At 39.6% G+C, this 24,639-nt stretch carries 23 protein-coding genes; 4 read left to right on the forward strand and 19 right to left on the reverse strand.

All coding sequences use genetic code 11. The features are described from left to right. Positions 1 to 11: 11 nt before the first annotated feature. The 10 genes from LS74_RS00515 to LS74_RS00560 all read right to left on the reverse strand — a co-directional run bounded on the left by LS74_RS00515 (position 12) and on the right by LS74_RS00560 (position 8,767). A complete protein-coding gene (locus tag LS74_RS00515) occupies positions 12 to 905 on the reverse strand; it encodes a polyprenyl synthetase family protein (protein ID WP_034585476.1) in 894 nt (297 codons plus the stop codon). 17 nt (positions 906 to 922) lie between these two features. Beyond that, the gene (locus LS74_RS00520) at positions 923 to 1,369 is read right to left on the reverse strand and encodes a hypothetical protein (RefSeq protein ID WP_034585451.1); all 447 of its coding nucleotides are present in this window, start codon (positions 1,367 to 1,369) and stop codon (positions 923 to 925) included. Continuing rightward, positions 1,362 to 1,628: a DUF2018 family protein gene (locus tag LS74_RS00525; RefSeq protein ID WP_034585449.1), complete on the reverse strand. Its 267-nt coding sequence runs from the start codon at positions 1,626 to 1,628 to the stop codon at positions 1,362 to 1,364. The genes LS74_RS00520 and LS74_RS00525 overlap by 8 nt, the downstream gene beginning before the upstream one ends. A gap of 6 nt (positions 1,629 to 1,634) precedes the next feature. Continuing rightward, the gene (gene hisD, locus LS74_RS00530) at positions 1,635 to 2,936 is read right to left on the reverse strand and encodes a histidinol dehydrogenase (protein WP_034585447.1); all 1,302 of its coding nucleotides are present in this window, start codon (positions 2,934 to 2,936) and stop codon (positions 1,635 to 1,637) included. Between the two features lie 244 nt (positions 2,937 to 3,180). Further along, on the reverse strand, positions 3,181 to 4,668 hold the full coding sequence (mqo, locus tag LS74_RS00535; RefSeq protein WP_034585445.1) for a malate dehydrogenase (quinone): 1,488 nt from the start codon (positions 4,666 to 4,668) through the stop codon (positions 3,181 to 3,183). A gap of 282 nt (positions 4,669 to 4,950) precedes the next feature. Continuing rightward, positions 4,951 to 5,712 carry a bifunctional demethylmenaquinone methyltransferase/2-methoxy-6-polyprenyl-1,4-benzoquinol methylase UbiE gene (gene ubiE / locus LS74_RS00540; RefSeq protein ID WP_034585443.1) on the reverse strand — a complete coding sequence of 254 codons (762 nt, stop codon included), beginning with the start codon at positions 5,710 to 5,712 and terminating at the stop codon, positions 4,951 to 4,953. Next, positions 5,705 to 7,105 (reverse strand): argininosuccinate lyase, encoded by a 1,401-nt coding sequence (gene argH, locus LS74_RS00545; RefSeq protein ID WP_138128653.1) that lies wholly within the window; start codon positions 7,103 to 7,105, stop codon positions 5,705 to 5,707. Before argH ends, ubiE begins: the two co-directional genes overlap by 8 nt. A gap of 9 nt (positions 7,106 to 7,114) precedes the next feature. After that, a complete protein-coding gene (hemJ, locus tag LS74_RS00550) occupies positions 7,115 to 7,555 on the reverse strand; it encodes a protoporphyrinogen oxidase HemJ (protein WP_002956755.1) in 441 nt (146 codons plus the stop codon). A 126-nt stretch (positions 7,556 to 7,681) separates the two neighbouring features. Beyond that, a complete protein-coding gene (locus LS74_RS00555; protein ID WP_034585305.1) occupies positions 7,682 to 8,269 on the reverse strand; it encodes a YigZ family protein in 588 nt (195 codons plus the stop codon). A 48-nt stretch (positions 8,270 to 8,317) separates the two neighbouring features. Next, complete coding sequence (locus LS74_RS00560; RefSeq protein WP_034585301.1) at positions 8,318 to 8,767, reverse strand: META domain-containing protein; 450 nt, start codon at positions 8,765 to 8,767, stop codon at positions 8,318 to 8,320. Between the two features lie 110 nt (positions 8,768 to 8,877). Between LS74_RS00560 and LS74_RS00565 the strand changes: the two genes are divergently transcribed. Next, entirely contained in the window at positions 8,878 to 9,666 is a 789-nt protein-coding gene (locus LS74_RS00565; protein WP_034585300.1) for a histidinol-phosphatase, read from the forward strand. A 159-nt stretch (positions 9,667 to 9,825) separates the two neighbouring features. Here LS74_RS00565 and topA read toward each other — a convergent pair whose 3' ends face one another. Then, positions 9,826 to 12,063: a type I DNA topoisomerase gene (gene topA, locus LS74_RS00570; protein WP_034585299.1), complete on the reverse strand. Its 2,238-nt coding sequence runs from the start codon at positions 12,061 to 12,063 to the stop codon at positions 9,826 to 9,828. A gap of 157 nt (positions 12,064 to 12,220) precedes the next feature. Here topA and LS74_RS00575 point away from each other — a divergent pair, with 157 nt between their 5' ends. Genes LS74_RS00575 through LS74_RS00585 form a run of 3 tightly spaced genes read left to right on the forward strand, consistent with a single transcriptional unit; the run spans position 12,221 to position 15,983 of the window. Beyond that, complete coding sequence (locus tag LS74_RS00575; protein WP_002956760.1) at positions 12,221 to 13,765, forward strand: flagellin B; 1,545 nt, start codon at positions 12,221 to 12,223, stop codon at positions 13,763 to 13,765. A gap of 17 nt (positions 13,766 to 13,782) precedes the next feature. Beyond that, positions 13,783 to 14,073 carry a hypothetical protein gene (locus LS74_RS00580; protein ID WP_034585297.1) on the forward strand — a complete coding sequence of 97 codons (291 nt, stop codon included), beginning with the start codon at positions 13,783 to 13,785 and terminating at the stop codon, positions 14,071 to 14,073. A gap of 8 nt (positions 14,074 to 14,081) precedes the next feature. Continuing rightward, positions 14,082 to 15,983, forward strand: coding sequence for a motility associated factor glycosyltransferase family protein (locus tag LS74_RS00585; protein WP_034585316.1), 1,902 nt, complete (start codon positions 14,082 to 14,084; stop codon positions 15,981 to 15,983). 399 nt (positions 15,984 to 16,382) lie between these two features. Here LS74_RS00585 and LS74_RS00590 read toward each other — a convergent pair whose 3' ends face one another. Genes LS74_RS00590 through mqnP form a run of 8 tightly spaced genes read right to left on the reverse strand, consistent with a single transcriptional unit; the run spans position 16,383 to position 24,444 of the window. Continuing rightward, entirely contained in the window at positions 16,383 to 17,204 is an 822-nt protein-coding gene (locus LS74_RS00590) for a tRNA (5-methylaminomethyl-2-thiouridine)(34)-methyltransferase MnmD (RefSeq protein ID WP_034585294.1), read from the reverse strand. A gap of 37 nt (positions 17,205 to 17,241) precedes the next feature. Continuing rightward, entirely contained in the window at positions 17,242 to 19,305 is a 2,064-nt protein-coding gene (locus LS74_RS00595; RefSeq protein ID WP_236096733.1) for an LTA synthase family protein, read from the reverse strand. Next, positions 19,286 to 19,945, reverse strand: coding sequence for a hypothetical protein (locus LS74_RS00600; protein ID WP_034585291.1), 660 nt, complete (start codon positions 19,943 to 19,945; stop codon positions 19,286 to 19,288). The genes LS74_RS00595 and LS74_RS00600 overlap by 20 nt, the downstream gene beginning before the upstream one ends. Further along, positions 19,942 to 21,210, reverse strand: coding sequence for a sialidase family protein (locus LS74_RS00605; protein ID WP_236096734.1), 1,269 nt, complete (start codon positions 21,208 to 21,210; stop codon positions 19,942 to 19,944). Before LS74_RS00605 ends, LS74_RS00600 begins: the two co-directional genes overlap by 4 nt. 27 nt (positions 21,211 to 21,237) lie before the next feature. Then, entirely contained in the window at positions 21,238 to 22,425 is a 1,188-nt protein-coding gene (locus LS74_RS00610) for a pyridoxal phosphate-dependent aminotransferase (protein WP_034585288.1), read from the reverse strand. Positions 22,426 to 22,448: 23 nt separating this feature from the next. Then, the gene (locus LS74_RS00615; RefSeq protein ID WP_014666680.1) at positions 22,449 to 22,976 is read right to left on the reverse strand and encodes a hypothetical protein; all 528 of its coding nucleotides are present in this window, start codon (positions 22,974 to 22,976) and stop codon (positions 22,449 to 22,451) included. Further along, positions 22,976 to 23,590, reverse strand: a complete 615-nt coding sequence (locus tag LS74_RS00620; RefSeq protein WP_236096735.1) for a hypothetical protein — start codon at positions 23,588 to 23,590, stop codon at positions 22,976 to 22,978. The genes LS74_RS00615 and LS74_RS00620 overlap by 1 nt, the downstream gene beginning before the upstream one ends. Beyond that, complete coding sequence (mqnP, locus tag LS74_RS00625) at positions 23,560 to 24,444, reverse strand: menaquinone biosynthesis prenyltransferase MqnP (RefSeq protein WP_034585283.1); 885 nt, start codon at positions 24,442 to 24,444, stop codon at positions 23,560 to 23,562. The genes LS74_RS00620 and mqnP overlap by 31 nt, the downstream gene beginning before the upstream one ends. Positions 24,445 to 24,639: the final 195 nt, after the last annotated feature.

The following is a 24,639-nucleotide window of genomic DNA, read 5'->3' on the forward strand; positions in this document are numbered from 1 at the left end:
CCCCTACACCCTTAAAATGTCCGCTCAATCATCTGCGTGATAATCTCTTGTAGTTTGGCATTATTCTCATTTGCCACAGCCATAAAGGCTTTGTTGGCATATACTTTTGCTTCATCTATGCTTTGAGAGATCGCATTGTGTTTTTGCATTCGCACTTTTATCCAAATCTCTTGCTCTTCACTTAATTCTTTTGCCCACAAATTTTGCACGATCTCACGCTCATTTTCATCTAGCTTTTCATACATAAGCATAAGCGGTAGCGTTACCTTGCCTTCCTTAAAATCACTCATTGAAGGTTTGCCAAGCGTTTTAGAATCTTGTGTGAAGTCTAAAATATCATCAATAATTTGAAAGGCAATACCTAGATTTTCGCCATAGATTCTATATATATTTTTATTTAGCCCCTTGAGTATTGCTCCGCACTCCGCTGCTGCGACAATAAGAGCAGCAGTTTTGTTTCCACACATTTTAATATAAGCTTGTTTGTCAGTATGGAATCTTGAAGCAAGTGAAACATCTTCAATCTCGCCAATGGATAGTCTCACCACCGCTGAAGAAACGCTTTGGGCTAATCGCACATCAAGGCAACTTAGCTCATAAAACGCCTTAGAATACAGCACATCGCCTAGCATAATGGCATTTTTATTCCCAAAAAGAGCGTTGATTGATGGCTTTTGCCGCCGTGTTTGTGCCTCATCAATCACATCATCGTGCAAAAGCGAGGCACTTTGAATCATCTCTATTAACGCACACGCCCTTAAAGAATCTTCACTCACACCGCTAATAGCGAGTAAAAGCTTACTTCTTAGCATTTTACCTTGACTAAGATGAGAGCTAAGATTCAGCACTTCATCATTGCCACATTCCTTGATATACATATCAATATACGCCTTAATCCGCTCCAACGCAAATTCCAAGCCCATCAATCCACTCCTTGTGAAAGATTTTCATCAAGCACAGATACGCCAAGCCCCTCAATATACAGCTTCAAATGTGCCTTCTTATCAGCAAAATCTTTAAAATACAAAAGTAGCTGCGGATCGTCTTTAAGCGTATTATCGCCCCTAGCAAGCGGGATTCTAAAAGCATTGCGTTGATAGTCTTTATATAGCACAACTTGATGATTAAACTTATCATAGCGGATATGCAACACAAGCCCTTGATTTTTAAACAATGTCCAGCGGAATTCTAGCTTTTTTTGCACATTGCCTAAGTCAAAATTCGCACTATACACCTGCTCCTTTTTAAGCTCAAGGCTCTTCTCCCAGCTCCATTGTGGAATCGCCCCATAAGCTTGTGCTATAAAAAACACAGCCCACAAAAATACAACATATACGGGTACGGGAAAGACAAACTTTACTTTATTCATAATTTCCCAATATAGTTGCCATAGAAGTTATTGCGAGATTCTGTTTGCTACTTTCTATCTCTTCTTTATGCGTCTCATCAAAATAATACGCCTTAAAGGCTTTATCTATATCTACACCCTTTTGCTCCAAAAGTGCCTCATACACCACCACGCGTTCTAATAACCGCTCTAATTCCAATCCAACTAAAGTAGGCGAAGCATTGCAAATAATCTCCTGCCACTTTTGTAATGGACTTCCCTCAAAAAACGCATCTTCCATTCTGCCCTACTCCTTTATAGAATCCAGTCTTTTTAAAACTGCTTGTGCGTGGGCGTGGAGAGATTCACATTCTGCTAACATCGCACAAGATTCTCCCATTTGCTTTAACGCATTGCGTGAAAATGAGATAATAGAGCTTCTTTTCATAAAATGCTCCACACTCAAAGGAGAAAAGAATCTCGCACTACCACCCGTTGGCAGCGTATGGTTGGGACCGGCTAGATAATCGCCAATAGGCTCACTTGAATACTCCCCTAAAAATATTGCTCCAGCGTGTTTAATAAAGGGTAAAACTTCAAATGGAGCTTTAGTGAGAATCTCCAAATGTTCGGCCGCCAAGGCATTAGCTATCTCTATGCTTTCATTTATATCACGCGTATGTATCAAAACGGAACGATTTTCAATGCTTTTTTTAGCAATCTTATAGCGAGGCATTGTAGGCAGAATCTCATCTATCTGTGCTTGGACCTTTTCAATCAAGCCCATATCATCGCTTATGAGAATGGAGCTTGCCATTTCATCGTGTTCAGCTTGAGAGAGTAAATCATAAGCCACATATTGCGGGTTTGCACTCTTATCGGCGATTATGGCTATTTCACTAGGACCTGCCACCATATCAATATTGACTTCACCAAACACAAGCTTCTTCGCACAAGCAACAAAAATATTGCCCGGACCTGTGATAACATCTGCCTTTTTCACCCCATCAATCCCATACGCCATAAGCCCTATGGCACTTGCCCCGCCGACTTTATAAGATTCTGTAATGTTGCATAAATGCAAGGCTGCTAAAAGAAGTGGATTAAGCTCATTATATGGAGCAGGAGAACAAAGCACAATCTCCTTAACACCAGCAACAATAGCAGGGATTGCATTCATAAGCACAGAGCTTGGGTAGGCAGCCTTGCCACCGGGGATATATAGCCCTGCACGCTCCATAGGTGTAAGCTTGGATCCAAGCATAGTGCCATTTGGCTCACAATCAATCCAAGTTTGCTGTTTTTGCTTTTGATGAAAGGCGTAGATTCTATCATAGGCTAAATGCAGAGCATTTTTTAAATCTTTTGGCAAATCATTATAAGCTTTGGCACACTGCGTTTGAGAGATTTGCAAATCCTGTAAGCTTTTTGCTTCCCACTTATCAAAACGAGCAATATGCCTTTGCAAAGCCCCAAAACCTTCATTTTTTATCTCTTCAAGGATACCTTGCACGATAGATGAAACCTCTCCCATATCCATCTTGCCACGCTCTAGAATCTTTGCAAACTCTTTATCAAACTCACAAATACGCGTATCAAGGATTTTCATTCTTTTCCCCACAATCAAAAAGTAAATGAGAATTATATATAGCAACTCTAAACAAACGCCCACTTACTCAAGGGCTTATCAAACAAATTCTTAAATATTCATAGCTCAATTCTATTTTTATATAGGATTTAAGATTTTGGAGTATTTGATCGTGTCAATCAACTCAATGTGGGAATTCAATCAGTTAAGATTCTAAGCACACAGCCCAGAATCTTATATTTGTTAGGAAAGGCGGATTTTAGGGCTAAATCGCACAAAAAGGCATTTTGAGAATCTGGGCTGTTCTAGAACGCCACTCGTTGAAATGCGTAATTTTATCCTCTAATGGTCGCTTATACGATGGAATCATCTCGGCAAGTTTATCTTTCCACGCACTGCTTTTCATCTCTTCACTAAAGCAACGCTCAAGCACTTGCAGCATAATATCCACAGCTGTTGAAGCTCCCGGCGACGCACCAAGCAATGCTGCCAAAGTCCCATCGCTTGAAGTGATGACTTCCGTGCCAAATTGCAAACTTCCCCTGCCCTTGCTATCTTTTTTGATAATCTGCACCCTTTGTCCTGCAAATAACGCCTCCCAATCCTCCAGCTTCGCATCAGGAAAAAACACGTGAAGCTTACGCATTCTCTGCTTGTTTGACATTAGAATCTGCTTAATCAAATAAATCGTCAAAGGCACATTATCAATACCCGCTTGAAACATAGGTAAAAAGTTACTTAAACGCACAGACATAGGGAAATCAAGCAAACTGCCGTGTTTTAAAAACTTTGTATTAAACCCCGCATACGGACCAAAAAGCAACTCTTTTTTACCCTTAATAATACGCGTATCCAAATGTGGCACTGACATCGGTGGATCACCAATAGACGCCTTGCCATATATCTTTGCATTATGCTTATCAATAACATCGCGATTTTTACACACAAGCCACAAACCACCAACGGGGAATCCACCATAACCACGACCTTCGGGTATGCCACTTTTTTGCAATAATGGAAACGACCCACCACCTGCACCTAAAAATACAAATTTTGCCTTAACTTGCTTTTTCTCTCCACTCTTTGTATCTAGCACATCTAAGAGCCAAGCATTGCCCTGCTTGATAAGATTTTGCACTTTATGATTCACATAGACATTAAAGTTATCCTTTTGGCTAAGCTTTTCTTTAAACTGCCTTACAATCTCGCCAAAATCCACATCTGTGCCTTCCTGCATATATGTCGCAGCAATGGGCTGATTCTCATCTCGCCCTTCAAGTAAAAGCGGAGCCCATTGCTTAATCTGCTCTTTATCTTCGGAATAAATCATATTTTTAAAAAGCGGACAGCTTGATGTAAGTGTCTCGTAGCGTTGCTTTAAATACGGCACGATATGATCCACCACAAAGCTTAAATGCGGCACGGGATTTAAAAAAGTCTGTGGTTCTTTTAAGATTCCAGTTTCTACACAATACGCCCAAAACTCCTTGCTAAGCTCATATTGCTGATTAATTCTTACCGCTTTTGAAATATCAATGCTACCATCTTCTTTTTTTGGTGTATAGTTTAACTCACAAAGTGCCTGATGTCCTGTCCCAGCGTTGTTCCATACCATACTGCTTTCCAACGCAACATCATCAAGCATTTCATATACACTAATATGTGCTGAAGGCTTAAGCTCTTTTAGCATTGCTGCTAATGTCAAGCTCATAATCCCTCCACCAACTAAAACTACTTCTGAATCCTCGCTCATTTCCTTGCTCCTTCCTTATATTCACGCTTTGGGCTAGGCTTATACAAGCTTAAATGCTTTGTGCGTTAGGGGATTATTACGTATTGAACCTGCATTTGAAGTTCTCTTTATGTTAGGACATTTTTGTAAATGAGTATAAAAAAAAGTAAAATAAAAGAATAACTTTGTTACCAAAATCACTTTTTTACATATTTGCTTTAGAAAAATGGGAGAATTTACCACATTTGCTGGACTCTCCCGTGAGACTTGAGAGAAGATTCTAAGGCTAAAATTAAAGCTTCACTAAATTTTTACGCCCACATACAATGTGGAAATATTCGCACTATATGACTTTACGAAGTAGCTTTTCACGCCTCTATCTAAAAGCTTCTGTGCGAGTTTTTCACTGCTTACAAAATGCTGTATAGAATCTGGCAGATACTTATATGCCGCATAGTTTTTTGACACAAGCCCACCAACTAAAGGCAAAATCTTAGAAGTATAAAATCGCATAAGAGAATCAAAAACACCCTTTTTCTCGTTATTCATAAATTCCAAAATCACAACCACACCGCCGGGCTTCAAAACACGCACAAATTCATCTAATGCTTCTTCAAGAGCCACGACATTCCGCAATCCATAAGCGATTGATAGAATATCCACACTTTGAGATTCTACATTTAATGCCTTTGCCTCGCCCTTCTCAAGTCTAAGTCTCCCCTGCTTCAGCAATGAATCCAACTTTTGATGAGCCACTTCTAGCATACCACTTGATGGGTCTATCCCCAGCAAATGTGCAATATGCTTTTGTGCCTTGTTGGCTTCATTTTGCCAATGCCAAAGCATATCGCCTGTGCCACAAGCCACATCAAGCACACATTCAATATTTTCTTTCCCCAACGCTTCAAATGCCTTTTTACACGCGCTCACACGCCAACTTACATCAATGCCTAAGCTCATCACGCGATTTGCCTTATCATAGCTTGGGGCAATCTCATCGAACATATTGACAATTTTATCTTGCTTTTCTTGTGGGGCTGTGCTGTGAAGATTCTGCTTATCCATTACATTCCTTTAATCTTTGTGCTACAAAGCCCATAAGCTCATTTATTTGAATTTGTGTTTGTTTGCTTGAAGTCCCACCTAGTGTATCCCTTGCGTTCATAGAAGATTCTAAAGCTAAGACTGCCTTTACCCCCGCCTTTATCCTAGAATCTATACTTAAAATTTCAGATTCAGCTAACTCACTTATATCCACGCCCTTATGCTCCGCATACGCTACAACCTGCCCTGTGATATGATGTGCGTCTCTAAATGCTACGCCACATTCACGCACCAAAAAATCCGCCAAATCAGTCGCACTCAAATGTCCGCATTTTGCCATTTTTGCCATATTTTCTGTATGGATTGTCATAGTTTGAATGCACTCCTTAGCAATTCGCAAAGAAATTTTCACATTTTTAATCGCATCAAACACACCCTCTTTATCTTCTTGCGTGTCCTTATTGTAGGCAAAAGGCAAACCTTTCATTACACTTAATAATCCTATGAGTGAGCCATACACTCGCCCACTTTTCCCACGCAAAAGTTCAGGCACATCGGGATTTTTCTTTTGGGGCATAATGGAGCTTCCTGTCGCATACGCATCGCTAAGGGATACAAACTTAAACTCCGCACTGCTCCATAGCACTAGCTCTTCAGCCACACGCGATAGGTGCATAGCAATCATAGATAAACTATAGAGCATATCAAGGGCAAAGTCCCTATCACTCACCGAATCCATCGCATTAAGCGTAGGCTTTGCAAAGCCAAGCGTTTGAGCTAAAAACTCCCTATCATTCCCATAAGGTGTCCCGGCTAACGCCCCACTGCCAAGCGGACAAAAATTATTCCGCTTATAATCATCTTCCAAACGCTCCACATCTCGCTTAAAGTTACACGCCCACGCTATAAGATGAAAGCCAAAGTTAATGGGCTGGGCGTGTTGCAAATGTGTCATTCCGGGCATAATGCTTTGTGTATGCTCTTGTGCAATGTCTAAAAGTGTTTGCATAAGATCCAAAAGCAAAGTTTGAATCTCTTTATTATTCCTTAGCACAAAAAGCCGAAAATCCACCGCTACCTGATCATTACGAGATCTTGCGGTGTGAAGTTTCTTACCCACTTCACCGATACGCTTTGTTAGGGCAGATTCTATTGCCATATGTATATCTTCATCACTTATCTTAAAGCTAAAATCACCAGATTCTATCTCCTGTGCGATAGATTCAAGCCCTTGTAAAATCTGTGCTAGTTCATCTTTGCTTAAGACGCCGATTTTTTCAAGCATTTGAGCGTGGGCTTTTGAGCCTTGTATATCCTCACGCCACAAAATCTTATCAAATAAAATTGAAGCATTAAACTCTTCTAAAAGTGAGCTAGATTCTAGCTCAAATCGCCCTCCCCAAAGCTTTGCCATAATTCCCTCCTAAAAAGGCTTACACACTGCTAAAAACGCAATGACAATAAGGGCGATTGTAGGAATCTCATTATAGATTCTAAAAAATGTATGTGATTTCTTACACGAGCCATTCCCTAAAGTTTTAATAAAATATCCACAAGCAAAGTGATACACCACAAGCAGCAGCACGATTGTTAGCTTGATATGAAGCCAGATTCCAGAATCTGCGGGTTTTAGCAAACTTGGACTTAAAGCTATCATCGCTACACCTGTGGCAAGTGTCAGCACCATTGCAGGCATACCGATAAATTTAAATAGCCTTATCTCTTGAAGTTTGACAATCTCCACAAAATCCGCATTATCCCTATGCGTAGCGTGATACACAAATAATCGCGGCAGATAAAACAACATAGCCATCCACGATACAAGCACCACAATATGAAACGCCTTGATATACAAATACTCCATTTTTTACTCCTTACCTAGAATCTTGCCTTTTAGAATCTTTACAGAATGTAGAAACTTAAAGGGGGCATTATACTTATTTTGAATGAATAGGCTTTATCCGCCCCACTTAAAATTTTACATTAATTTTCACTTATCAAACTTACATCTATCAAATGTCGCGCGCACACTCTCTATCCTATCCCTTTCCCCTTGCACTCGCACCTTAATGCCATTTTCCAAAAAAGTTTCTTTTCTTAGCTCAACGCCTAGCTTTTTTGCCATATACTCACATTGTGAAAGCAAGGGATATGTAGTCTCAAAACTCACAGATTCACACAAAATAAAATTCTCCAAAAGCCCTTGAGACTTTGCTCCATCTATGGCATTTTTCACCGCATTTGTATAAGCACGGACAAGCCCTCCCACACCTAGCAATGTCCCACCAAAATACCGCACTATAATCACACCAACATTAATCAGCTCTTCCCCACGCAAAACTTTCAAGCTCGGCATTCCGCTACTCCCCTTTGGCTCTCCATCATCATCAAAAGATTCTAGAATCTGATTAAACTCATTCAAATGTCGCGTAGCACTCACAAAATGCACCGCCTTAAGATGTTCTTGCTTTAGCAAAGCAAGGGTAGATTCAAACTCACTATAAGGCAGTAGAAAAGCTAAAAATTTTGACCCCTTGCTTTCAAAACTCCCCTGTATATGAGAATGCAGAGTTTTCATCGCATTACTTTCAATAAATCACGCTTTGTCATCACACAAAAACAAGTGCTACTCTAAATAATAAGTTGCCCCTGCTCCTTTTAGCTCCATTTTACCGCCCCTTTTTTTGATAGCAAACTCCCCATCAAGTGCTTTAAAAAACCAAAATTCATAATTCATTCCCTCATTCTCTTCACACATACGCCGAGATGAGCCTACTCCGCTCACTTGCAACTTTTTGCCTTTTAAAGCAAAGGTGGCAAAGTAGTTATTACACACACCCACGCCAAAAATGCGATTTTCATCAGCATCAAAGCTCATCGTAGATTTCGCACCCTCCCATATAGGCTTTAGCTCCCGCCCATCATTTAAGACAATCTTAGACACATACCATTGCTTTTTAGATTCTAAAAGATTTTCCTTATTCTCCTGCCGTAGTAAATCCACAAAGCACCCCTGCACCGACATCAAAGCCACAACAAGCACAATAACTTTCAAGCATAAATGTAAAATTTTCATTCAACAACTCCCTAGCAATAATTTTAAGTAATATTTGGAATCTAAGCCATTTGTAAGTCTGCCATTATAGAATCCCATTGCAAACAAACCCCACATAACAAAGGCAAAATATGCGTATTGACCTACATAATCACACAACCCTTTGTCGCCACGCCACGGGAAGTATGGAAGAATACATCGCTTGTGCGGTGCAAAAAAAGATTGATGTCTTTGGCTTTTCCTGCCACGCACCTATGGCATTTGATGAAGCCTATCGTATGTCTAAAGATGAGCTGCCAAGCTATTGTGAAAAGATAGAAAGCCTTAAAAGAAGCTATCAAGGGCGGATTCAGATTCTCTGTGGCTTGGAAGTGGATTATATCTCAAATAAAGAGTATCTTATAGAATCTCAAGTGCTGGAATATCCATTTGATTATCTCATCGGCTCGGTGCATTTTTTAGATAATTGGGGTTTTGATAATCCAGAGTTTATCGGTAAATACGCTCAAATCAATATGGAGCAATGTTGGGAAAAGTATCTCCACTCTATCGCACAAATGGCACAAACAGGGCTTTTTCAAATCGTTGGGCATATAGATTTATTAAAACTCTTTGGACACACACTCCCAGATTCTCAAATCCCTAATCTTAATCTTGCTTTAGAATCTATTGCCGATAATCATCTCGCCATAGAGTTAAACCCAGCCGGATTGCGAAAGCCTATCAAAGAAGCCTACCCATCAGCACAGATTTTACAAAAAGCCTATGAAAAGGGCATTCCCATTACTTTTGGTTCAGACGCCCACGCTTTAGAACATATAGGCTTTGGCTATGAAAAGCTATGTGATTTAGCCAAAAGTATCGGCTACACCCACGCCTTGTATTTTACAAACAAACAGCCCGCGAGTGTGAGAATCTAGCGGATTTTATTTGTTTCAAACCCTAATGTAAAAAAACAACAAGCTACAAAGCTTCCGCACTAAAATTTTCAAGCTTTCAACACCACAAGATTCTAGCTTTTAAGCCACCTATAAAAGCTAGAATCTCTCAAATCTCTTTTCGGCTAACTTTAAGCTAGATTAAATCTCCACCCTATCCTTACATTTTAGGCACTCACGCACTTGCTTTTTGCGATACTCCCTTTCGCACATCGCTCCACCGCATTTTTCACATTTTTGAGCAATAGGCTGAAACTTTGAGATAAAGTTACATTTTGGGTAATTTTTACAGCCAAAGAATGCTCCTTTGCGGCTAAATCTCTGCACGATCTCCCCTCCACATTCTGGACACGCCACGCCCTCCACACTCTTTGGCTCTGCCTTGTTTTGAAGCGATTTTGTATTCTTACACTTTGGATAGCCACTGCACGCGATAAACTCTCCATTCCGCCCAAACTTCTTTACCATCGGCTTACCGCATTTCTCACATTCCCCATACGCCTTAGAATCCCCTTGCTCATTCTCTTGTAGCTTAGAATTACTAGGCTTAATGTATTTACATTTTGGGTAGCCACTACACGCGATAAACTCTCCATAGCGACTTTGCCGCTGCACTAGTTCCTTGCCACATTGCGGACACATCTCGCCTGTGGGGATACTCACCTTTTGCGAAGTGATATTTTTCTTCCCAGATTCTATTTTTTTGATAAATGGATCATAAAAATCCCAAAGCACCACCTGCCAATCTATATGCTCCTGTGCGATTTCATCAAGCTTATCTTCAAGCCCCGCACTAAAATGTGAATCTACAATCTCATTAAAATTTTCTTCAAGCATAGCTGTGGCTTTAAAGGCACTCTCTTGCGGCACAAGCTGCTTTTTTTCTAGTCTCACATACTCCCTATTCACAAGCAAGGCGATTGTTGGTGCGTAGGTTGATGGACGCCCTATGCCTAGGCCCTCCATACTTTTAATAATACTCGCTTCGGAATATCTAGGGGAGGGCTCTGTGGATTTTTGCTCACTTTTCACTTCTTTTAGCACTACACTTTGCCCCTGCTTACACTCGGGCAAAAGTTTATCCTTATCATCACTCCCCATAATTTTATAGAATCCATCAAATACAAGCTTTCGCCCACTTGCTTTAAACACAATCTCATCTGTCCCATTTGAAGCAAAAAGAATATTTTGCGTCTCAAACACCGCATCTTGGCTTTGCGAAGCAAGGAAGCGATTGTAGATTAAAGTATAGATTTTTAGCTCATCGGGTTTAAGATAGTCTTTGGCAAGTTGCGGGGTAAAGGCTAGATTTGTGGGGCGGATAGCTTCGTGGGCTTCTTGGGCGGCTTTTGATTTTGTGCTGTAATTTTTAGCTTTTGTAGGGACATATTCCTTGCCATAAGTTTTTAAAAGCAGCTCCCTTGCTGAATCTTGAGCTTCCTTAGCAATATTAAGACTATCTGTTCTCATATAGGTGATAACCCCCATCGTCCCAAAGCTCGTATTTACCCCTTCATAAAGCCTTTGAGCAATACTCATCGTGCGTGTGGGCGAGTAGCTAAGCAGACTTGAGGCACTCTGCTGTAATGTAGAAGTCATAAAAGGCGGAGGGGTAGGCGTTTTCTTGCTTTTTGTGGTAATTTCTTTAATGTAAAATTGCTCTCTTTTAATATTTTCACACATCTGCTCCACAACTTTAGAATCTTGGAGTGAGAGCTTTTCAAGCTTTTGGTTATACACGATGAGTTCAGATTCTATATCGCTATTTTTTTTTCCGCCCTGTGTGGCAAAAATCGCCCCTATATTAAAATAAATTGTTGGCTTAAAAGCTTCTATCTCCCTTTCTCTATCCACAATAATTTTTAACGCCGCACTTTGCACCCGCCCAGCTGATAGCCCTTTTTGAATCTTAGAACTCATAAGTTGCGAGAGTTTAAAGCCCACAATTCTATCAAGCAATCGCCTAGCTTGTTGTGCATTCACCCTTGCCATATCAATCTTTCTAGGATTCTGCAGGGAATGTGTAATGGCATTTTTAGTTATCTCGTGGAAAACAATACGCGGAAACTCATCATAAGGACGCTTCAAAGCCTGTGTAATATGATAGCCTATCGCCTCACCTTCTCTATCTTCATCGGTTGCGATGTAGGTTGTTTTTGCTTTTTTGTGGGCTTGTTTTATCTTTTCAACAATTTCAGTGTGGTCTTTACTGATGGTATATTGTGGCGTGAAATGCTGATTTTCAATCTCTATGCCAAAACTATATTTTGGCAAATCCCTAATATGTCCTTTTGATGCAAGGACTTCATATTTATCCCCTAAAAAATGTTTGATTGTTTTTGCTTTAGCCGGTGATTCTACGATGATTAAGTCTTTCATAAGATAAGCCCCTAGTTCCATATAAAAAGTAAAAGCGGATTTTAGCACAGATTCTAAACAGAATTTCTACTAAAAAAGCAAAATGGAATCTGTAAAAATTGGAATGCCTTTTGCTTAATCGGCATAAACAAAAAAAACTTTAGCAAAGGATGCAAAAATGAGTTTTAGGATAAACACAAACATCTCCGCCCTAACTGCCCACACCATTGGTGTGCAAAATAATAGAAGTCTGCATAGCTCACTTGAAAAGCTAAGCTCTGGTTTGCGACTAAATAAAGCCGCAGATGACGCTTCAGGTATGGCGATTGCCGATAGTTTGAGAAGCCAAAGTGAGAGCTTGGGACAAGCGGTAAGAAATGCCAATGACGCCATTGGTATGATTCAAGTAGCTGATAAGGCAATGGACGAACAGCTTAAAATCTTAGATACCATTAAGACTAAAGCTATTCAAGCCGCACAAGATGGGCAAAGCACAGAGACAAGAAAGGCTTTGCAAAGTGATATTATCCGCCTTTTAGAGGAGCTAGACAATATCGCCAACACTACAAGCTACAACGGACAGCAAATGCTTTCCGGTGCATTTTCAAATAAAGAATTTCAAATCGGTGCTTACTCAAATACAACGGTCAAAGCCTCTATTGGTCCAACAAGCTCGGATAAAATAGGACATGTAAGAATGGAGAGCAGCTCATTTGCAGGGGAGGGAATGCTTGCCTCTGGTGCTGCAAACAACCTAAGTGAAGTAATGCTAAAATTCCGCCAAGTTGATGGAAAGCACGATTTTGAACTTGAAACGGTGAAAATCTCTACTTCCGCTGGGACAGGCATTGGTGTTCTCACAGAAGTTATTAACAAACACGCCGATACACTAGGGGTGCGTGCTGCGTGGAATGTTATGGCAACAGGTGATGTGCCGGTTTTATCTGGGACGGTGCGTGGGCTTGTCATCAATGGTGTAACGATTGGGAATGTTAATGATGTGCGTAAAAACGACTCCGATGGGCGTTTGCTTAATGCGATAAATTCAATCAAAGAGAGAACAGGCTGTGAGGCTTACACAGACATTACAGGGCGGATAAATGTGCGTAGCCTTGATGGGCGGGCAATTTCCATTCAAACAGAAGGCGATAGCGGTAAGGTCTTTGGTGGTGGGAATTTTGCTGGAATCTCCGGGACAGATCACGCTATTGTGGGGCGTTTGACACTCATTAGAACAGACGCAAGAGATATTATTGTAAGTGGGATAAACTTTAGCCACATAGGATTCCATTCCGCACAAGGCATTTCAGAATACACGGCTAATCTCCGCTCTGTGCGTGGAGAAATGGACGCTAATATCGCTTCAGCCTGTGGGGCAAATGCCAATGTCGCTCAAGCAAACCTGCATTTTGATGGTATTGGTGCTGGGGTTACAAGCCTTAAGGGAGCGATGGTTGTTATGGATATGGCAGAATCTGCACGGATTCAGCTTGATAAATTGAGAGCGGATATTGGTTCAGCTCAGATTCAGCTTGTTTCAACGATTAACAATGTCTCTGTTACGCAGGTTAATGTCAAAGCCGCAGAATCTCAAATCCGCGATGTGGATTTCGCTTCAGAATCTGCGACATTCTCTAAGCATAATGTTTTGGCACAAAGTGGTAGCTTTGCGATGGCTCAAGCTAATGCCGTGCAACAAAATGTTCTTAGACTTCTTCAATAGTCGCTTAAAGGATAAATATGAAAAAAATATGTTTCTCATTGTTTATTATTTGTGGCATATGTTTTTCTCAACAATCTGGCAACTTTCTCCAAAATGCAGAAAAAAAATGTAGAAAAGGGGAAGGAAGTGGGTTAGACTGCAATCTTGTGATTGAATCATATGAGCGAGGTGTTCCAGCTTATGGTATAAGAAAAAACCCAAGAAAAGCCATAGAAATAGCAGAAATATTATGTAATTCCAAGCACCATTCTGCAAGTATCTTTTGCCAAATGGAAGACAAATTGCGTGAAAAATACAATATTTGGTAGCTCACACTATGCAGGATTTTTTCTCTCTTAATCTTTCAGCTTTGGCGGTGCGTTCCCCCGCTCTTACCTTAAAGCTTAAAGATTTTACTCCAAATCAACATTATGAAGTGTTTCAAGGCAGTGATGTTTTAAATATTAATATCATTGATAAACGCACAAACACCGCTTTATTTCAACATAATCCACTTGAAGAGACAAATGCCAAAATCGCCGAGTTTGGAGCATACTCACATTATCCATATTTATATTTTTTTGGCGTAGGCAATGGTGTGCTTTTTAAGGTTTTGTTACAAAATGAGCTACTCAAACGCATAGTCGTGCTTGAGCCGGAATTAGAGCTACTTTTTATTGTGCTACATTTTATGGATTTTAGCAAAGATATTTTAGAGCAACGCATTATGTTTCTCGATGCGACAAGTGTGGATTTCACACGCATTGATATTTTATTCTCCACTAATCGCGATGCGAAAATTTACTCCAAAGTCTATGATTTGCATTTGTTTAATGCCTATTATAACGCTTATGCGGATTTATATATCAAAATCAATCAGCTTTTTATCCGTGCTATTGAGCATAGTGTCATCAGTGTGGGAAATGATAGCCGAGATTCTATTGTTGGTATTCAACAGCATATACAAAATCTCCCAAGCGTGATTCAAAGCCCGACTTTGCTTGATTTACTCGCACAGATTAAAGGCAGAGATACAGCTATTATCGTAGCCACCGGTCCAAGCCTTAGCAAACAGCTCCCACTTTTAAAGCAGATTCAAGACTATGCGACTATCTTTTGTATTGACGCTTCACTGCCTATTCTCATAAGGGAGGGCATTAAGCCTGATATTGTTTTTTCACTAGAGCGTGTAGAGCCAACGGCGAGATTCTATGAAGAGACGCCAAAGGAGGCAAGAGAGGGTATTGTTTTTGCGATTACTTCTATCGTGCATAAAAGGCTAAAAGACGCACTGCAAGGGGATTTGGTGCAATACTCGCTGCGTCCATTTGGCTATACGAATTATTTTGAGATTGCTGAATATGGGTATTTGGGTATTGGTATGAGTGCGGCAAATATGGCTTATGAGCTAGTCGCTCACGCTAGATTCAAACGCTGCATTATCATCGGGCAGGATTTAGCCTTTGGGGAAGATGGCACTTCTCACGCTAAAAATGCTGTGTATGGTGCAAATGAGATAAATCCCAAAGCCATAGAGCAAAAGGGACAAAAGGTTATGGTGGAAAAATATGGCGGTGGAGGCGAAGTAGAATCTACAATCGTGTGGAAGCTATTTTTAACATTCTATGAACGCGATATTGCTAATACCCCCTACCCCATTGAAGTGATTAACGCAACTGAAGGCGGGGCTAGAATCGCTGGGACAAAGGAGATTCCATTTGCTGAATCTATTAAACTCATTGACACTTCACATAAAAAGCAGCCTATAAAACTCACCTACCCCACGCAAGAAATGTATGAAGCAAATCTTAAAAAAGTGCGACAAAAGACACTGGATTGGATTGAGCTTGGGCTCAAAGACAAGGCATTTGTTGAAGAAGTGTTTTTGGAAGTGGCAGCACTCACAGAGCGATTTGAGCTGCTCAATAAAGAGGGGCGATTAGATGAGCTAGATTCAAAAGAGTTAGAAAAGTGCATTGATAGAATCCAAAAGGTTAAAGATTTGTTTGATGATAGGCGGTTTAGAGAATGCTTTATGGACGCGATACAATCTTATATCTTTCATCAAGAAATGGATATTGCTAAGATTCTTGTTATGCCTACAAATAGTGAAGAATCTAAGCTCATCAAACAAGCCGAGCTTATTTACGCACACAAATATTGGCTTTTCTCCCTTGCTGGTGGTATGGATAGTGTGATTGAGGTTGTGAAAAAAGCATATGAAACTTGGGAAGTGTAAAGTTTTTTTAAGATTCTCACATTTCTCATTGCAAGATACTATTATAGATTCAAACAAATGATAAAGCATAAGCCGTATAAGCACCAAAAGGCAATGCCAAAACAAAAAAACCTTGCAATAGCATAAAATACAAAAGGCGACTAGTTAAGAGGTTGGATAAGACTGCCCTGCCCCCTAGCCAAAGGGCAGAGTGTGGATAATCTTAGCGACACTTGACTACTATAAGGCATAGTAGTATAATGGTAGCTAAGATTTTGGAGTAAATCTTATCCATTCTAGTCTCCTTTATTGTAAAGTAGGCTATCGCTTAAGAGGCTGCCACCTCTTAAAGACAATCTCAAACTTTCTCTCTAATTTTCATTGTTTTTTTTGATTTTATGTTTAATGGCTATTGCGATTTTATTTTATCTCTTTAAGTTTTTCTAGACTCAAAGCTTCCTTGCTTATAAGGCTACTTCCACGAACATTATTTGCCTTATAGTCATATACTCTAAATCCCGCATTTATGGCATTCTCCCGCACTGCCCTGCTTTGGGAATAAGTGGTAATAATACCTTGTGGGTGCAAAAGATGATAAAGCAAGGCAAAATATTCCTTGCTCCATAGAGTTGGATTTTTCTTAGGACTAAAAGCATCTTGAAAAACAATGTGAAACTCACCACATAAATCCCGCTTAAGATTTTCTAAAAACACAAGTGCATCGCCTTTATAAAGATAAATTTCAAATTCCATATCGCCTATTTTCCCATCATATTGACTGACTTGCCTAGCCAATTCAAAATGCTTTAATATCTCTTCTAGCGGTAAAGTCTCGCAAATAAAAGGCGGATAGGGAAGTTCTCTTAATGTGCGAAATATATTTTCATCAATTTCTGGCGAGTAGATTTTTACCTTGCCTTTAAAGGGTGTTTTTAGAATCTGCCCGTTTAGAATCTGTTGTTGTGGAATCTGCCCTTTTGCGAGTGTGCTTAAAAGTGTCAAGGTGTTATAGCCTAAACCAAAGCATATATCAAGCACACATAAAGTATTTGAAGTATTTGGCAGATTCTCTAACGCATCGCCAAAGCACCCTACACTATGTGCTAAAGAGGGGTAAATATGCTTGTAGAGCGTCTCATTTAATGCTCCATCTTTCAAGCTATGATAGCATTCATCAAAGTCTGCATTATACGCACTCGTAGAGCCATCGGCACTTTGACGAAAACTGATTGTATTATCCATTTTATACTTTATAAAGCCAAACTTTTAAAACCAAAGGTTATTTGGTTTTTTCCTCATTCTTCACTTCATAGCCATTTTTTAGAATCCACCAGCTGAGTGCCGTGGCTTGCTCCAAGCGTTTGTAAAGTGATTTTGCTAATTCTTTATCATTATGTTGTGCTGTGCCTTCATTAAAATACTCTATCTCGCCATCTTTATTGGCGATAAATCTATCTGTGGCAATAGCAAAATACCCTAACGCACTATTTTTCTCACTCAACGCCATATTATCATTACTCACAAGCGGTGTGCCAAAGCTATGATATGTATAGCCATTTGGTGCGATGAGTTCTACAATACTTGGGGTTATATCAATGTGAGAGCCGATATTTGTAAGCTTTTTTATCTCAAGGCTTGGGGAATAGATAATGAGCGGTATAGTATTACTTGCCTTAAGTGCCGCACCCACCTTTGGATACTCTCTATCATAATGATCGCCTGTTACCACAAATAAGGAATTAGGCAAGACTTTTGAAACCTCTTCAATAAAACGCGTAATCATCTTGTCTTGATACCAAATATGCCCTATAAGGCGAGAATTCTTCTCTTTATATTTTGATGAGTTAGCAAAAAACTTTTCAATCTTTTTTAGCGAGACATTAAACTGCTCTAAAGGCACATCATAAGGCGGGTGATTAGAGGTTGTAAGTATCATATTAAAGCTTGGCTTGTTGCGTTCTTTAAAAGTATTATCACGCACGAGTGCAAAAAGATGATGATCATACGCCCCCCACAAACCTTCATAAGGTGCAGAGTAGCCATTAAGCTTTGCATTTTCAATAATTTGGGTATTGTAATAAATCTTTTCAAAGCCCTGTGTGGCGGTGTATTGATCCAACTTTTGCCAGATTCCACTTCCGCCATAATAAAAGTTATTCTTATAGCCCAAATCTTTCATAATAAAGCCCGGAGCTGTTACAAAAGGCTCTAATACGCCAAGCACGGAATTCACCGGTATTTCAGTTTGAAAAAGCCCTGTGAGATGCACATCCATACTTTTAATCGTAGAACCAGCATTTTCTAAAAATACGCCAATCTTTGCTCCGTGATTATCATTAAGAAGTGATTTTAGCCCAGAAGTCAGTCCAAGCTCATCAAATTCTTCATCAAAATGCCATTCGCTCAAGCTTTCAGCCACGATATAAAAAACATACTCTATTTTTTCTCCACTACTATTGCCAACCTTCTTTTCTAGCAAATCTTTAAGATTATACTGACTTTGTTTTGAATCTAGCTCAAAATACTCTTCTACAACCTCAAGCGGACTTTGGGAGGTATAATCGCTAAAGCGTGAGTTTGAAATCTTAGCATATCCACGATACACAAGATACAAATCCCTAAATGCCCCGGGCGAAGCCTTACGCAAAAAGGTATTTTCCACAGGCTTTAAGGCTTGATCTAAACTTATGCCCTTAAAACTAAAAGCAGAATTAATACAAATCATCATCATAAACGCGAATAGGATAAAAAGGATAAGACTAGCTAGAGCAGATTCTTTGCGTGTTGAACGAGAGCGGATAGAGCTTAGCGGATCTCTGCCATACTCACGCGTGATTTTCCCAGATATTTTTGTATATATCCACATAAACACAAGGCTAAGAAAAAGCCAAAGCAATACCTTTGAAGTAATGCCATACTGCCCACTTATGCCTGTGTGAAAAATCGCTTTTTGATCATCAAAAATAAGTCCTAGCAAATTAGCATTAAATACATCATTATAAATTTGATAAAAAACAATCTCCGAAATACCTATAAATAAAGTCAGCACAACGGCAATTAACACATATATCCACAGCACAAACCAACGAAATTCACTCCAAAAAAACAATAGCCCAAGCACAAAATATGCAAGGCTTAGTCCCGCAATATGCCTTGAATCATAACGCAATCCATTTAAAAAAGTATTCACATACTCCATATAGCTCTTAACTTCCCCAATCGCCCCGTGATACACCCCACTATACAGCACAAAACACAGCTTCATTGCAAAAAACAAAACAAACAAAAATAACGCAAATACGATTGATTTGACAAGTAGTTTTTCAAGCCACTTTCTTTCCATTCTTCACCCCACCAAAAATTCTATACACAAAGCAAAAGCCACGCCACAAAGCCAACACTATGCACCCAACCCACAAAAATGGATCAATGCAATACTCCCAAATACTCATCTCACCTAGAATCTGCACTTGGTAAGCAATGATACAAAGGATTATCCCCCAGCCTGTTAGAGCGTTCAAGCTATAGGATATAATGGATATTACGCATAAAATAAAAAGCGTTATTCTAAACTCTAAATGGTAAATATCCACAAAACCACAGCCCAAGATTCCAAAAATTCCCAATGCTCCAAAATACAAAAAGATTCCAAGCACAATCCACACATATTGCACATTTGGTGAAAAAAATGGCTTATGCAAAAAAGCTTGTAATTTCTGTTTTGAATCTTGCCTCACACAATCGCTTACCCAAAACCTTAGCAAATAATACAAGCATAGTAAAATTAACATCACGCTAGGCACATCAAATAACGCATAGACATAATCACACAAACTCCATTCCATAAAAGGTATATTAAAGATAAGAATCCACGCTAGACTAAGCCCTGCTAGAAGCTTTTTTGAAGCAAAAATAAAAGAGAGACAGCACACAATTCCTGCAAGAGCAATGATATTTAGCCCAATGCTTACAGCCAGATTCACTTTTGTTCTCCCCCTTGTGTGAGATAATGTATAGGATTTTTTAATACCGCCTTTGGTATCAATGCAACACGAATATACAAACGCCCATAGGTATAAGCCACAGCGACATACTCACTACTCTCCGCCACACTTGGATAAGACACTTCATTATCAAGGAGTGTATCTAGCTTCAATACAGGCTTAAAGCTCACAGATTCTGAATCTAAGCTTTTTTCATTAAGATTCATAATCCACAGCTCCTCGCGTTTATTGCCATTCTCCCTTTGCGTTTGATTATGAAGCAAATATGTAGAATCTAAACTCCTAAAAAGCACGGAAGAAAAATCAAAACTCTGCAAATTACTCGTCTTTGGGCTTTGGCAAATCTCATTGCATAATGATGTAAAAAGCACATTATTATACGCCTTGTGATTGCGATACACACCAAAGGCAGTATGGGAATCTAATGGAATGAAGCTCGGCTGAAGCTGTGAGTGAAGCTCTAAAGGCTTTGTAATAGAATCTAGCTGTAATGTGGGGCTAAAATCAAGCAAAAGCGGATATTTATTTGCAAGCTCGTGGTAGATTGGCAAAATAAATCCGCCATCTTCTTTTAACATCGGCGGTGTGCGGACAAGATGAGAAAAATTAAAAAACGGGCTTAAATGTAGCTCTTTAACAAAGCTAAGATTTGACAATGTAGAATCTAAACGCAACCAATAGATTTTACTTGTAGCCCAGCCGCCTAGACTTACTCCCACAACAAACAAATGCACCCGATTTTGCCTATCCACAAACGCGATAGGATTCCCTAGCTTTTTTATAAATTTTCCGCTAAGTTGGGATAGTTTTTGTGCGTCTAAAAGGCGGTGCGGTTCACTCCAAGTGCCAAGATTCTTATTTTTTAGGGTGCTATTATCTAAAGTCTTATTTTGAGATTCAAAAGTAAAAAAACTTTGATAAATCCCCACATCTCTAGCCCCTTCCCTACTCCCTGCAAAATATAGTAGCATAAAGTCCTTATCACTCACAGAGCTAACATTTGTAATGCTACTTGCGTGAGCAGAGATTTGAGTATTTGGAATATCAAAATAGGTAATAGAATCTAAAGCGTGTGAGCTTGTAGCTAGAGATTCCCGCTTTGAATCTTTGGAAAAAATGGGTGCAGAAACAAGGGTGTGTTTGCTTAAATCAAGCGTAGTTTTAGGGCTTTCATCGGTGGCAATGCACCACCAAGCACACAAAAGCAAAATACCAACAAAACTTACACTTCCCTTTCCCAGCATATTCTACAAAGGCTATCCACAAGAGATTTAAAGAAGTGTTTTAACAAACTTAGAAATACGCGCTATCCCCATTTCAAGCTGCTCTAAAGAACACGCAAAAGAAAGCCGCACAAAGCCTTCCATACCAAAGGCACAGCCGGGCACCAACGCCACACCTTGCTCTTTTAGCAATGCTTGGCAAAAGCCCATAGAATCTGTGCCATATTGAGGCAAAGCAGAGATATTGACAAAAAGATAAAACGCACCTTGTGGAGCTATAACGCTAAGATTTTGAATATTATTAATCGCATCACACGCAAAACGCATACGCTCTTCAAATGCCACTCGCATTTCTTCAATATCATTATCCGCCTCACCCTTTAGGGCTACCACAGAAGCCTTTTGTGTGATAGAGTTAATATTTGAAGTGCATTGACTTTGGAGATTATCCATAAGTTTGACAAGATTCTTATCCTTACACGCTAAATAGCCCATACGCCACCCTGTCATCGCCACTGATTTGCTTAAACCATTAATGGTAATAGTGCGCTCACACATATCTTGGCTAATCACCGCAGCAGAAGTGAATTTCACCCCGTAAGTGAGCTTCTCATACATCTCATCACTCACAACCCATACATTGCTATCTTTTAGCACCTCTGCTAAGCCTTCTAGCTCCTCTTTAGTATAAACCATACCTGTTGGGTTAGAAGGGGTATTTAGCACAAAAATTTTTGTCTTTGGTGTAATGGCTTGTTGCAACTGCTTAGGTGTGATTTTAAAATTGCTTTGCTGTGAAGTCTCCACAAACACAGGCTTCCCACCGCTATAAGTTACAAGCTCTGGGTAAGTAACCCAATAAGGTGAAGGGATAATCACTTCATCACCTGAATCAACCAAAGCCTGAAAGACATTAAAAAGTGAGTGTTTTGCACCATTGCTGACAAGAATCTCATTCTTTTCATACTGCAATCCATTCTCACGCAAAAGCTTATTTTGGATAGCCTCTCGCAGCTCGGGAATCCCCGCTACCGCAGTGTATTTTGTAAAGCCGCTTTTTAACGCTCTAATGGCTTCATCTTTTATCACTTCTGGCGTGTCAAAATCCGGCTCTCCAGCTGAAAAACTCAAAACATCTTGCCCTTGAGCCTTTAGCTCTCTAGCTAGTGTGCTTATAGCAATTGTTGTAGATTCTTGAAGCAGTTCCACGCGTTTGGCGTATTTGTGATTTTTCATTGTTTTTCTCCTTTTATGTGGATTTATTCCTTAATATCCGCAAGTTTTAGAGTAAATTCTATCTCGCCCTTGCTTAAACGCATCTCTTTTGCAATCGCATCTATACTCCACCCATCGCGGAACATTCCTAAAATGCGTTTTTGGTCTATATTAGTGCTTGAGCTTGGGAAGTATCCAAACTCGCGGATTTTCTCTTCTAAGCTTACAAGCTTCTCTTCAATATATGAACGCTCTTTGTTAAATTGTGCTTCCAAAATCTCAATCTGCCGATACACGCTCACTAGCGAGTTATTTACCGCATCAGCAGATTCTGTTTTAATCTTGGTATTAAGTGCCGTAGAACTTAGCTGACTTTCAAGCTCACTATCTTTAATCCACTTGTGAATCTTAAAAATCTCCCCATTAATGTCTTCCATACCCTTTTCAAATCGGCGTATGCGTTTATGTAGCTCCAAAGAACGACTATAACTCAAAAATGCCACCAAACACACAATTGCTATGGATACAAGCGAAACAATCATCGCCATAGAACTCATTGAAACCCCAAACATCACTCCACTCCTTTCATTGCACTTTTAGAATCTAAAATCATTAATCGCTCCATTTGTGCCACAAAGCTATCAAAATCCACAACATCGCTTTGATGAATCTGCGTAAAAACAACAATCCTTTCATCAATAGCCTTTGCAAAAATACCGACATAACGCTTTGGAAAAGCATTTAAAAATATCCGCAAATAATACTCCTGCCCCTTTTCAAAGACATTCTCTGGCATACATAGCACACTATGTCCCACGAAGTTTGCTATGCCCTCCCCACTCAAAGGCACATAGGCAAAGCTTTTATTTAATAGAATCTGCTCAATATTTTCTACCTTTTGATACAGCTCCACAAGCAATTCAAGCAAGACTTCATCGGTATCTTCTAGGCGGTTTTTAGATTTATTTTTATTGAGCCATTGTGTGATAGAGCCATAGCGATGTTGAGAGAGTGCGACAAACTCTTTTCTATACGCTTCTAGATTCTCTTTTGCCTTTGCAAAGGCTACTTCAATCTCGCAAGGCACAATCCGCGTTTGTATCCCTTGGGCTTGTAATATTCCCTTAATATCCATTACATTTTCTCCATAAGAATCTAGCCCACCACAGAATCTAGCAAAATACATACAAAAAATATAATACCCAAATATCCATTTGTAACAAAAAATGCCTTGGGTATGTTATTAATATGCACACTTACAAGATATTGCTCATAGCTTAGCATTAACGCCCCTAGCCCCACGCCTATCCACGCAACTGCCCCAAGATGAGCCTCATACACAAAGCACCCCCAAAAAAGCACCGCTACAATATGGCATAAACGCGAAATCCACAATGTCGCCCTAAGCCCAAAGTATGCGGGTATAGAGTGGAGATTCTTAGCCTTATCAAAGTCCATATCCTGAATGGAATATAATAAATCAAACCCAGCCACCCAAAACAGCACACCAAGAGAGAGTAAAACACTCCACAAAGGCACTTCTCCCATAACGGCAATGACCCCAGCAATAGGTGCTAGTCCCAAACATAAACCAAGCACCCAATGAGCCATAGCACTAAAACGCTTTGTGTAAGAATAAAATGCCAAAATGACTAAAAATGGCACACTCAAATAAAACGCAAGGGTATTAATCAAATAAGACACCGCCACAAAAAGCAGTGCGTTTATGATATTAAAAGCAATAAGGGCGGAAAGCTTAATGCGTCCATCAACACTTGGTCGGCTACTTGTGCGGAGATTCTGTGCGTCAATATCTCTATCTTTAAATCGGTTAAAACCCATTGCAAAATTTCTAGCAGTGATTAAAGCTAAAACACAGAGCAGGAATGTTTCCCAGCCACACCACGCAACACCATATTGCTGCATACTCGCTACAACCATAGCAATAAGGATAAAACTACTTGAAAAAATGGTATGTTCAAATGCGACAAGCTCACTGAAATTTTTAATCTGTTTGCTAAAACTTTGCAAAACACTCATTGTGTGGATTCCTTAGTTTTTGTTCTTATTTTCAATAACTTTAAGGGTAAAAAGCAGGATTCTAAAACACCTTACCAAAAAATAAGCTAAAACTCTTGCAAAATAACGCAAAATCGTTTAATATATCGCCTTTAAAGCCCAAATGAAATATTTTCTAAGTTTGAAAATCTCAATGTATAGAATCTTTACAGATTT

The sequence above is a fragment of the Helicobacter magdeburgensis genome, from assembly GCF_000765825.2.
GTDB classification, from domain to species: domain Bacteria; phylum Campylobacterota; class Campylobacteria; order Campylobacterales; family Helicobacteraceae; genus Helicobacter_C; species Helicobacter_C magdeburgensis.